Genomic DNA, 11,523 nt, shown 5'->3' on the forward strand with positions numbered 1-11,523 from the left:
ACCTGCTCCCGTTTCCGCGAAGCTTTTTTAGTAACTATGCGAACTTATAATAGTTCAAATACACTTTAGGGGGAAACGGGTTTGACGACTGCCGACACTTTTAAGAATATTGAGGAATTACAACAACGCTGTGAGCAATATGAAGGAATTTCATTAAAACTGAATTGGGATATGCTCCGCCAGCCATCAAGCGCAGGTGATACGGAATGGCTCGTGACTTATGAGGACGAATTACTGGTCGGTTTCTTGGGACTCTATGGTTTTGGAAGCGATATGGAGGTCTGTGGCATGGTTCGGCCAGGCTACCGTCGACGCGGAATCTTCACCTCTCTGTGGAACCGAGCACAAACCATAATCAAGCGCAATAAAGTCTCTACTCTTCTTCTAAATGCACCCGCCGCTTCTTCATCCGGAACTGCTTTCCTGCAAACCTTGCCTCTGCAGTTCAATCACGCTGAATATCAAATGAAATGGGATGGCAATTCCATGGTGTCATCTGATGTCAGCTCAGCAACAGGGACTGTCGTCTTACGGCCAGCTCGTGAAGAAGAGGCACACATTCTAGTCGAACTGGATTGTGGAGGTTTTGATATGAAGACAGAAGATGCTGCAGAGCAGTATGAGTTGCACAAACAGGAAGGTATGCAAGAGAATATTATGATCGAGATGGACGGCAGGCCTGTTGGGAAGATGCGAGTGTGGACTGAAGATAATGAATCCTGGATCTATGGATTTACAGTCGACAAAAAGCTACGTGGGCTTGGCATTGGCCGCAGCGCCCTTCTTCAGACCATCGAACGAGAGCGCAAAAATTATAATGGTGTAAATCTGGAGGTCGCACTGGATAATCCCAATGCACTTAAGCTGTATGAGAGCTGCGGCTTTGTCATTCAGAATAAACAGGATTATTACCGATATATCGGCTAATCCCCAGACCTACTCTTGAGATTTTAATAAAGCAGTCACAATAAGACCTCCTTACTTGCTGGTGTTCTAACCTGCAGATAAGGAGGTCTATTTATTATAGTAAATAATTCGCTTCGCCTCTCTCATTTCTACGATCGCTGCAGCTTAAGGAACCGTCAGCTAACACTTCCCGCTCAAGAAATACGGATAACAGACGCACATAATCCAGTGACTCCATAATCGAGATTGCCTCTCCATCAAAGCAGTATTTACGTCCATCCAGCAGCGAGAAAACTTCCACGGTCTCCGCTGGCTCACCATAAGCATGATGGCAAAAAACATTGGCCATATGCATAAATCCAGTGATGATATCCTCATTGCCATTAACCATAAATTTCTGAATGTTCACGCTTCGGCCACTTTTTGAAGAGTTCCAAGCCAGCTGCGTAATCATCGATAACTCCAAATTCAGCGCTGGAACTGGAACATGCCACTGTTCATATAACATCACTGGAATCTCCTGTAGATGATTGCTTGAAACGATACGCATAAGCTCATCAGCTACACTCGTTTTGATATCCCAATATTGCAAAAGGGAGGGAAAAGCATCTCCCCTAGGAGGCCACCGGCGCTCTAACAGAAATTGTATAGGTGTCTCTCTTCGCACTTCCGGCAACAGACTATAGAAGTCATTAAGTGTATGCCCCACAGCATATTGAACCTGCTGGCGCCAGCGTGGGAGCCCCGTCGCTGGCGCTCCGCTAGCTAAATTCTCAGTCCCGCCCAGCATAATATGCTCCATGCGATAATCGTGCAGCCGTTTATACGGAGGGGTATGTACATCCCTTGGTTTGTTAAACCAACTTCCCACTGGCCCACCCATCTTAGGTTACCGCCATACAGGCTTCGATGAATTGACGTCCGAATTGACGGCAGGCTTCTTTTTCGGCAGCATTCGGGCCATACTCAATCTTTAGGCTATCTTGCAAAATGACTGCTCCACGCTCCTTTAGCTTCTCCTCGATAACATCCACTGCCCCACAATAAATGGCGTAGCCTGTATCTCCACTACCAAAAACTGCTGACTTCATAGCAGTCAAATCAAGTTCATCCATCTCCTCATAGAAATCAAGAGATTCATCCGGCAACTCTCCGTCTCCCCAAGTGTATGCCCCTAGCAGAACGCCTTCATATGATTTTATCTCAATCGCATTACATTCAGTGACCGACTTCAAAACAGCCTCACCGCCTGCTTGGCGTATTCCTTCTACAATCAATTCAGCCATTTCCTCAGTGTTGCCAGTTAAACTAGCATATGCCACAAGCACTTTAGCCATAAACTCCTGTTCCTCCCCTACTAACACCTTAAATTTAAATCATATACGCTTCACCTCATTCTATTTGATAATGATTATCATTGTCAATAAATAAAGTTAAAAAAACGCAAACTCCCCGTTATTACACACGGTTGAGGTTTGCGCTCCGTCTCATTTTTCTTAAAAAGAAGCTTAATAAGCACCTTCCAGCAAGGTTATGTGATTCCCATCAGGATCACGAAAATTCATTTCTTTACCGCCATATTCCATCGTAACAGGTGGCTGACAATCCAGTCCCTTAGCTTTCAACTGCTCGTATGTCTCATCCAGATTATCACAGCCGAATACTAAATTAACAAAACCTGTCGTAAGATTTTCCCACTTTGCAGCATCCCAAATAATAATTCCCGGCTGTTTCTTGTCAAAACCAAGCTTTGCCCCGTCGAAATTACCGTAACCTTCGAAAGGCATAGGAATTCCTAGTACCTCCGTATAAAATTTAGCTGACACCGCAGTATCTTTAGTGTAAATGTTAGTCCCTTCAAAAGTCGAAATCATAACTTGTCCCCTCTCATTCTCATAATATGTCTCATTTCTTACTTGGGTTTAGTCTAACAAGGTTGACACGCTTTGTATTGCAAAATTACGACATTCTTCGGCCTGCATAGACCAAGGCTTCAAGTGGGGTTCTTCCTGCATATTTTTTGAAATTATTGATAAAATGGGACTGGTGACTGTAACCATACGCGAAAATAAGATCCTGCATATTCTTTGTCTGCCCAGGTAAATGACACATCTCACGCCATACATTCTGAAACCGCACGAGATCTGCTGTTTTTTTGGGCGATACACCTATATATTCTTGAAAAAGCCGTTCAAGTTGTCGTCTGCTTAAATTAGAACTGGTCTCCAAATCCTCTGCGGTCACAATCCCTTTTTGTTTAACCATAGTATAGACTGCGTTCATCATCCGATCGTTAGTCCGCCCTCTACGCTCTAGACGACGAAGCAGATAGGCTTCAGCGGCTGCAATCCTTTCGTCCATCGAGTTTACTTTCTCCAATAGATGACCAAGCTCTTTTTTAAAAGTGCCAAAATATTGTTCTACATCGACATGTGCATTCAAGACATTCCGCAGATGATCATCTGCAAAAAAATGAACCGCCCAGAAATGAAATCGGATACCAAAGGTTGAACTCCCCCCTGGCTTTCTGTCTGAAGAGACTTCAAATGGAGTGTCATTAATGCCGGAGAAAAAAGTGTTTGTATTGCCTGATTCTCTATCCAAATCCCAAATAATATCCATACAGGTGTCCGGAATTATTGTCTCCGTCTCAGGTTGTTGTATAGACTCCACATCTACAGAACCCCAAAAACAGCGAATAAACGGCTGCAAGGCATGGCTGGGCAGAAACTCACTAGTGTGGTTGGGTTTTGCAGTTATAGGGAAATACAGCGGTGAGAGATTGAACATAGCTTTAGTTCTCCGATCGTAAATAGGGTAAGAACTCTACTATCTGATCATACACAATCAAGTCTTGCAGCACCAGTTGAATAGCCGCATAAGCATGGGAATATTATACACTTCATTAGCATTGGACAAAATTATTGGTGAAGCTGGTTGAGGTGTAATTTGTTTGTAGCAATCAGGTGAAATGTTGTACAATAAAGGCTAAATGAATTTTTTTGAAGGATGGATTAAATCATGTATATAGCGAGCGATTGGAAAGACTATGAAGTAATTGATACAGGCGGTGGAGAGAAGCTCGAACGCTGGGGCGATATTATCTTGCGTCGTCCTGATCCACAGATTATTTGGCCTCTAAATAATGAGACCGCTAAATGGCGTGATGTGCACGGACATTATCACCGTTCCTCCGCTGGTGGCGGACAATGGGAAATGAAAAAAACCATTCCGGACGATTGGAAGATTAGCTATGGTAAATTAAAATTCCACTTACGTCCTACAAACTTCAAGCATACAGGACTATTCCCGGAACAAGCAGCCAACTGGAGCTGGATGATGGACAAGATTGCAGCGGCTAACCGTCCAATTTCAGTGCTGAATCTTTTTGCTTACACAGGTGGAGCTACTGTGGCAGCGGCGAGTGCCGGTGCGTCTGTCGTTCACGTGGATGCAGCCAAAGGTATGGTGCAGTGGGCGAAAGAAAACGTTCAGCTGTCTGGTCTTGGAGAACGTCCAGTCCGCTTTATCACGGATGATGTATTCAAGTTCGTACAACGTGAACAACGCCGCGGCAGCAAATATGATGCGATTATTATGGACCCTCCTTCTTACGGAAGAGGACCTGGTGGAGAAATGTGGAAGCTTGAATCAAGCTTGTATCCTTTCCTTGAGAGCTGTATGGAGATTATGAGCGACAACCCTTTGTTCACGCTCATTAATTCCTACACCACAGGAATTTCTCCAACTGTACTGCGCAACATGTTGTCTATGACCATGGGCAAACGTTATGGCGGAAAACTTACCTCCGGCGAAATCGGTCTTCCGATCACCTCCTCCGGCATGAACCTGCCATGTGGTATCCTGGGTCGCTGGGAGGCGTAAGCCATGACACAGCATAGTTCCGGCAACAATGAGGCTGTAAGCGGCGGATCGCAACGCTTTGAAGTGTTGTACGAAGACAACCATCTTCTGGGGATTGTAAAACCCGTGAATATTCCTGTTCAGGAGGATGCAACAGGAGATCCTGACCTGCTGAACCTGCTGAAAGAAGATGTGAAGGAACGTTTCAACAAACCCGGCAACGTCTATATAGGTCTGGTCCACCGTTTGGATCGACCGGTTGGGGGCGCAATGATTTTTGCCAAGACTTCCAAAGCGGCTTCAAGACTATCCGAGAGTGTCCGTACTCACGGCTTTCATAAGGTGTATTTAACAGTCGTGCATGGTAAACCGCCAGCCACTCGTGGCCGTCTTACAGATACGCTGCTTAAAGACGCAAAGAGTAACACCGTCACCGTGGTTCGAAAAGGAACTCCCGGCGGCAAGGAAGCAATTCTGGATTACACAGTGCTTGACAGTGCAGAAGGATACAGCCTGCTTAAGATTGATTTACTTACAGGGCGTTCCCACCAAATTCGGGTGCAGCTGAGTTCGATCGGCTGTCCATTATACGGTGATCAGAAGTACGGGGCTTCAGTGAACAGACCGGGGCAACAAATTGCGTTATGGTCAGCACTTGTAGGATTCCCTCACCCTGTTACAAAAGAAGAAGTGGAACTCATCTCTCTGCCCCCACAAACCCATCCTTGGGATCTGTGGCCGCGTGAAACACTACAAGAAGGGCTGTCCTGAAGCAGCCCTTTTTAGGCAATGAAACAAACCCTGTTATTTAAAACAAGGCAGTGACTCTCCGGTTAGTGGAGAATCACTGCCTTGTTTTTGTTTCTGCGTCTGCTACATGAACAGAATATGGGAAGAGGGTCCACGTTGGAGTGTTCTTCCTAGCTCCGCACGAATGCTTAGTCCGATTATTCCAGCCGGGCATTGAATATCCCTTTGAGATTAAAAATCCCTTCGAGATTAAACATTCCTTCCACCTTCCAGCCTGAACTTAGCTAACGATCCACCGCTCTGTTTAGCGGTGGATCAGCAGTTGATCAGTAGTTGATCAGCAGTGGATCAGCAGTGGATCCTAGTTGGAATCTGAAATGAAAGTAAGATAACTGCACTCTATACACTTATTCCGAATAAAAAAGCAATAGATCGGATTTTAAGTGTACTCTTTACAATTAAAAATCAGGGAAACTGCAAAAAGAGAAGTAAATCAAGAAAATAGTTGTATAAAATACAGTTATATTTCATCACTCGAGTAAATAGCAAACAATAGCTGTACAAAATACAACTAAATACAACTAAATACATCTAGATGCCTCTAATTGCTCTAAAACACTCTAAAACACTCTAAACGCTTCTACATACTCTAAACGCTTCTACATACTCTAAATGCACTAGTGATACAGCCAAGCTATTTGCTTCAAGGTGTAGAACCCTCCGGTGTAGTTGTAACAACCATTTTGCCCATTAAGTAGAGCAGTAACTGTTGGTTATGAGAGGAGATCGGATCAAGCGCTTCCGCAAAAAAATCACTGCGGATCTTTAGACCCCGTGCAGTTTCTTCCATTCCAGTCTCCGTTATACTCACCCATACAATCCGCCGGTCCGAAGCATCTCTTTCCCGCACAATAAGCTCATGTTTCTCCATCCGATCAAGTAACATCGTAACCGCTGCAGGACTGGTCGCCAAATGTGGAGCCAGATCAGAAGGCTTCATGGCGTCGCGTTCCTGAAGCAGTTCAAGTACAGTAAGTTGGGCATCCGTCAGCGTTGGAGCAAGATTACTGTCCATATGTAATTTATAATCTTTTAAAATCTTATGCCAAATTTTACTGAATTCAGAAGCATGCACACTTATTCCTTCCTTTCCTCGCGGTTCTATCCGGTATATCTACATTTTCGCGAAACAACTTCCATTTCCTGCAAACGAAGAAAAAATAAATCTGCCGGACCTTCAGCATAAAAAAATAAAAAACGACGCTTAGTCAACCCTCCAAAAGAGCGGACTAAACGCCGTTATAAAATCACTTGTTAATCGCTAGTTTTAATGAACTGATGGGAAAAGATTTATGATCTCATCCTTTTTCTCCACAGCTACAATCTGTTTGCCTGTAGAACGACGCTCGCCCAGCGGCGCTGATTCAGAGGAGAACGTATGGTGGGCATTCTCACGGGTAACGGCATTCAGTTCTAATGGCTCCTTGCAATAGAAAGCCCCTGCTAACCTGCTGCCATTTGGACGTATTCGTTTGCCTTCCTTGAATTCGAAGGTTGGCATTCCTTTGCCACCACGGCTTTGTGATGGATAATCCACAAGTAATGAACGTTTCGCATAACCAATATCAGAAATAGCAAGGATTTCGCCTTCATCTTCGCTGACCCAGAAGCAGGAAATCACCTCGTCGCCCTCGCGCAGCTGAATTCCTCTTACACCGGATGCAACGCGACCCATAGGGTTAACCTCATTCTCATGGAATCGGATACTCATTCCCTCACGGGTGACCAGCACAATGTCCTTGTCATTCGTACTAGAAGCCACTGTAATGATCTCATCACCCTCGGCTACCTTACAGGCCGCTACAGCTCCAGAACGGCTTGTAGAGTATTCCTTGAGCTCTGTACGCTTCACCTGACCCCGGCGGGTGACAAACACAAGGCTCTGCTGCGGATCATCTAGATTATTCACCGGAATCACACTAACGATTCCATCTCCTTTAGACAATCCAATAACATTCACAATCGCTGTACCAGGCTCTTTCCATTTAAACTCCGGAATCTGGTGCACAGGAAGCAAGAAGTATTGCCCCTTGCGGGTAAATACCAGCAGACTGTCACGGGTATTTACATCCAGCAGCCTGACGATATGATCGCCTTCTTTGACGCCTGAGGTATGACGCTCCCCACCAGAACGGGTGAAGGAAAGCATACTAGTCCGCTTAATATATCCATCTGCTGAAAGAGCAACGAGCACATCCTCCGCATTGACCAGCGCTTCAAGGCTAACCTTGAGCTCCTCGACTTCGCCTTGGATCAGAGAACGGCGATCAATGCCGTATTTGTCGCGAATCTCCAGCAGTTCCTTACGAATTACAGCAACTAGCTTTTTGTCGCTATCCAAAATGCCGCGCAGATGTGTAATCTTTGCCATCATTTCATCTAACTCTTTCTGGAGTGAAGTGATCTCCAGATTGGTCAGACGATACAATTGCAAAGTAAGGATCGAATCGGCTTGGCGTTCACTGAAGCCGAACATCCATACGAGATTGTTCTGAGCATCCTGACGATTTTTCGACGCTTTGATCGCAGCGATAACCTCATCCAGAATGTTTAGTGCTTTAACTAAGCCCTCTAAGACATGAGCACGGTCTTCAGCGCGTTCCAGATCGAACTGGGTGCGATGAGTCACAACTTCACGCTGATGCGCGATATAAGCTTCCAGGATGGCTTTTAGACCAAGCTGCTGAGGTGCTTTGTTAACAATAGCAACCATATTGAAGTTATAGGTGATTTGAAGATCGGTTTTTTTGAGCAGATACGCCAATACGCCTTGAGCATCAGCCTCTTTTTTGAGTTCGACTACAATCCGCAGTCCCTCACGACCGCTCTCATCACGAACCTCGGCAATGCCATCGATCTTTTTCTCCAGCCGAATATTTTCCATGGAAGTAACCAACCGTGATTTTACAATCTGGAATGGAACTTCCGTGATCACGATTTGCTGCTTGCCGCCCCGCATATTCTCAATCTCTGTTTTGGAGCGCAGGTAAATACGGCCTTTACCTGTGCGGTAAGCATCCATGATGCCGTCTCCGCCCATGATTGTGCCGCCTGTAGGGAAATCCGGACCTTTCATGAAGGTCATAATTTCTTCCAGCTCAATATTTGGTTTCTGCATCACTGCGATACAAGCGTCAATTACTTCACGCAGATTATGTGGCGGAATTTCAGTGGCAAAACCAGCAGAAATCCCACTCGTGCCATTTACGAGCAGATTCGGATACCGGGAAGGAACCACAACAGGCTCTTTGGCGGTATTGTCAAAGTTATCTTTAAACAAGACCGTCCGCTTCTCGATATCACGCATCATCTCCATTGCAATGGGAGACAGCCGTGCCTCTGTATAACGCATTGCCGCTGCTGGGTCATCGTCCATGGAGCCCCAGTTGCCGTGACCGTCAACTAGCACATGCCCCATTTTCCAAGGCTGTGCCATACGTACCATACCATCGTAAATAGAGGAGTCACCATGTGGATGGTAATTACCCATTACATCTCCGACAGTTTTGGCTGACTTGCGGTATGGCTTGTCAGGGGTGTTGCCGGAGTCGTACATCGCATAAAGAATCCGGCGCTGCACGGGTTTAAGTCCATCACGGACATCGGGGATTGCCCGGTCCTGAATAATATATTTGGAATACCGACCAAAGCGGTCACCGACGACCTCTTCCAGAAATGCCGGCAAAAATTGTTCTGATAAACTACTCACTTTGCTCACCTTCTGTTCCTCAAACTGCCCGTTTTAAAATAGTGTGGTGATTCTCAGGTACTTCAGAGCTTTTTGGAATTCTGGGCACTATCGCTCCTACTGTTCCAAAATTCCCCTAGGTCCCATAAACACCAAGCTCTTAGAAAATCGGGATTATCGTCACTTGCAGCACTGACATTACTCTACAATTTCGGTGAAATCGACATTTTCAACAATCCAGCGTTTACGTGGATCGACTTTGTCACCCATAAGTGTTGAAACACGGCGCTCCGCCTTAGCAGCATCCTCAATCTGTACCTGAAGCAGCGTACGCGACTCTGGATTCATCGTGGTCTCCCACAGCTGATCGGGGTTCATCTCGCCCAATCCTTTATAACGCTGAAGCTCGAAGTTTTTGCCGAATTCCTTTAAGTAATTTTGCAGCTCTTCATCACTCCAGGCATACCTTACAGTCTCCAGCTTACCCGTTTTGCGGGTCAACTTATAAAGTGGAGGCTGAGCGATAAAGACCTTGCCTGCATCTAATAAAGGCTTCATATAACGATAGAAAAATGTCAGCAGCAGCACCTGAATATGCGCTCCATCGGTATCGGCATCGGTCATAATGATAATTTTGGAATAATTGCTGTCTTCGACAGTGAAATCCGGACCAATTCCAGCACCTATTGTAGATATAATTGCTTTATACTCGTCGTTCTTCAGGATGTCCAGCAGCTTAGCTTTCTCCGGATTCATCGGTTTACCTTTTAGCGGCAATATCGCTTGAATCTTAGAGTCACGGCCTTGCTTAGCTGAACCACCGGCGGAATCACCTTCCACGATAAACAGCTCTGTACGTGTAACGTCCTTTGATTGTGCAGGAGACAGCTTACCGCCAAGATTCGAGCTTTCGCTGCGTTTCTTGCCTGTGCGGATCTCATCGCGGGCTTTACGTGCCGCTTCCCGCGCTTTCGACGCTTGAATCGATTTCTTCAGAAGGCTCTGCGCAACTTGTGGATTTTCTTCCAAGAAACGCGCCATATTTTCAGAAACGATATAATCTACTGCACTACGGGCGGAAGCACTGCCAAGCTGATCCTTCGTCTGTCCAACAAATTCAACCTCGGACATTTTTACACTGATAACAGCCATCATGCCTTCCCGCAGATCATTACCTTCCAGGTTTTTATCTTTTTCTTTAAGCAATTGCGTGCGGCGGGCATATTCATTTAATACACGAGTGTACGCAGTTTTAAAGCCGGTCTCATGTGTGCCCCCGCTGCGAGTTGGAATGGAGTTTACGAAGGAAGCCAAGGTTTCTGTGTAGCCTCCGTTGTATTGCAGAGCTACTTCTACCTCGATATCATCCTTTTCTGCACTGAAATGAATAACATCATGGAGAACATCCTTACCTTCGTTGAGAAACTGCACAAATTGACTGGCTCCACCTTCATAAAAGAACTCATCCTGACGGTTGCTCCGCTCATCTTGCAGTGTAATACGCAGACCGGAATTCAGAAAAGCAATCTCCTGAACCCGCTCTGCCAGCGTGTCATAATTCAGAGCAATTCCATTTGGGAAGACACGAATATCTGGCTTGAAAGTAATTTTCGAACCCGTTTTATTGGTGTTACCCAGAACTTCAAGACCAGTTACAGGTTCGCCAACATGCTCCTTGCCCTTCTTGTCCACCCAGTACTCAAACCGCTGCCGATGGATTTTGCCCTCACGATAAATCTCTACTTCGAGCCATTCAGACAAAGCGTTTGTGACAGAAGCCCCTACGCCATGCAAACCGCCTGATTTTTTATAACCCGATCCACCGAACTTACCGCCCGCATGCAAAATTGTAAATACAACTTGCGGGGTAGGTACCCCTGTCTTATGCATTCCAGTTGGGATCCCCCGTCCATTATCGCTAACGGTTACCGAGCCATCCTTGCGAAGCAGTATGTCAATCTTTGTACAATACTTGGCTAAATGCTCATCTACGGCATTATCTACGATTTCCCATACTAAATGATGTAGTCCTGAAGAACTCGTACTGCCGATATACATGCCAGGTCGTTTGCGTACTGCAACCAGACCTTCGAGCACTTGAATGTCGTCAGCATCGTATCCAGTACGGCCATTCTCGCCGTTATTAGAAACTTCAGCAAACATATCGATCTGTTCGAGCATTCATGCTCCTCCTTCTTTTCTCTATACTAAGAAGAAACGGCTTGGCCGTCCTTTATGTTAAGAACGGTATCCGT

General features: G+C 45.6%; 10 protein-coding genes. 3 read left to right on the plus strand and 7 right to left on the minus strand.

The features are described from left to right. Nucleotides 1–81: 81 nt before the first annotated feature. On the plus strand, nucleotides 82–927 hold the full coding sequence (locus MHB37_RS21205) for a GNAT family N-acetyltransferase (protein WP_076127613.1): 846 nt from the start codon (nucleotides 82–84) through the stop codon (nucleotides 925–927). A 94-nt stretch (nucleotides 928–1,021) separates the two neighbouring features. On the opposite strand, the gene MHB37_RS21210 is transcribed toward MHB37_RS21205, so the two are convergent. The 4 genes from MHB37_RS21210 to MHB37_RS21225 form a co-directional block, all read right to left on the minus strand. Then, entirely contained in the window at nucleotides 1,022–1,789 is a 768-nt protein-coding gene (locus tag MHB37_RS21210; protein ID WP_280753036.1) for a hypothetical protein, read from the minus strand. Nucleotide 1,790: 1 nt separating this feature from the next. Further along, the gene (locus tag MHB37_RS21215; RefSeq protein WP_076127609.1) at nucleotides 1,791–2,243 is read right to left on the minus strand and encodes a flavodoxin; all 453 of its coding nucleotides are present in this window, start codon (nucleotides 2,241–2,243) and stop codon (nucleotides 1,791–1,793) included. Nucleotides 2,244–2,414: 171 nt separating this feature from the next. Next, nucleotides 2,415–2,780, minus strand: coding sequence for a VOC family protein (locus MHB37_RS21220; RefSeq protein WP_405168468.1), 366 nt, complete (start codon nucleotides 2,778–2,780; stop codon nucleotides 2,415–2,417). Nucleotides 2,781–2,865: 85 nt separating this feature from the next. Next, entirely contained in the window at nucleotides 2,866–3,696 is an 831-nt protein-coding gene (locus MHB37_RS21225) for a helix-turn-helix domain-containing protein (protein WP_076278319.1), read from the minus strand. A 231-nt stretch (nucleotides 3,697–3,927) separates the two neighbouring features. Here MHB37_RS21225 and MHB37_RS21230 point away from each other — a divergent pair, with 231 nt between their 5' ends. Continuing rightward, nucleotides 3,928–4,791, plus strand: coding sequence for a class I SAM-dependent methyltransferase (locus MHB37_RS21230; protein ID WP_076219227.1), 864 nt, complete (start codon nucleotides 3,928–3,930; stop codon nucleotides 4,789–4,791). A gap of 3 nt (nucleotides 4,792–4,794) precedes the next feature. After that, entirely contained in the window at nucleotides 4,795–5,541 is a 747-nt protein-coding gene (locus MHB37_RS21235; protein WP_076219226.1) for an RluA family pseudouridine synthase, read from the plus strand. A 682-nt stretch (nucleotides 5,542–6,223) separates the two neighbouring features. On the opposite strand, the gene MHB37_RS21240 is transcribed toward MHB37_RS21235, so the two are convergent. The 3 genes from MHB37_RS21240 to parE all read right to left on the minus strand — a co-directional run bounded on the left by MHB37_RS21240 (nucleotide 6,224) and on the right by parE (nucleotide 11,449). After that, nucleotides 6,224–6,655: a MarR family winged helix-turn-helix transcriptional regulator gene (locus tag MHB37_RS21240; RefSeq protein ID WP_076127601.1), complete on the minus strand. Its 432-nt coding sequence runs from the start codon at nucleotides 6,653–6,655 to the stop codon at nucleotides 6,224–6,226. A gap of 192 nt (nucleotides 6,656–6,847) precedes the next feature. Beyond that, nucleotides 6,848–9,289, minus strand: a complete 2,442-nt coding sequence (gene gyrA, locus MHB37_RS21245; protein ID WP_076127599.1) for a DNA gyrase subunit A — start codon at nucleotides 9,287–9,289, stop codon at nucleotides 6,848–6,850. Between the two features lie 177 nt (nucleotides 9,290–9,466). Then, a complete protein-coding gene (gene parE, locus MHB37_RS21250) occupies nucleotides 9,467–11,449 on the minus strand; it encodes a DNA topoisomerase IV subunit B (protein WP_076127597.1) in 1,983 nt (660 codons plus the stop codon). Nucleotides 11,450–11,523 lie beyond the last annotated feature (74 nt).

Source organism: Paenibacillus sp. FSL H3-0286 (assembly GCF_045040705.1).
Lineage (GTDB): Bacteria > Bacillota > Bacilli > Paenibacillales > Paenibacillaceae > Paenibacillus_AQ > Paenibacillus_AQ odorifer.

What these genes read in the sequence shown, in the direction of transcription:
- MHB37_RS21210 (WP_280753036.1), bottom strand. Translation starts at nt 1,789, where the DNA reads ATGGGTGGGCCAGTGGGAAGTTGGTTTAACAAACCAAGGGATGTACAT.
- MHB37_RS21215 (WP_076127609.1), bottom strand. Translation starts at nt 2,243, where the DNA reads ATGGCTAAAGTGCTTGTGGCATATGCTAGTTTAACTGGCAACACTGAG.
- MHB37_RS21220 (WP_405168468.1), bottom strand. Translation starts at nt 2,780, where the DNA reads ATGATTTCGACTTTTGAAGGGACTAACATTTACACTAAAGATACTGCG.
- MHB37_RS21225 (WP_076278319.1), bottom strand. Translation starts at nt 3,696, where the DNA reads ATGTTCAATCTCTCACCGCTGTATTTCCCTATAACTGCAAAACCCAAC.
- MHB37_RS21230 (WP_076219227.1), top strand. Translation starts at nt 3,928, where the DNA reads ATGTATATAGCGAGCGATTGGAAAGACTATGAAGTAATTGATACAGGC.
- MHB37_RS21235 (WP_076219226.1), top strand. Translation starts at nt 4,795, where the DNA reads ATGACACAGCATAGTTCCGGCAACAATGAGGCTGTAAGCGGCGGATCG.
- parE (WP_076127597.1), bottom strand. Translation starts at nt 11,449, where the DNA reads ATGCTCGAACAGATCGATATGTTTGCTGAAGTTTCTAATAACGGCGAG.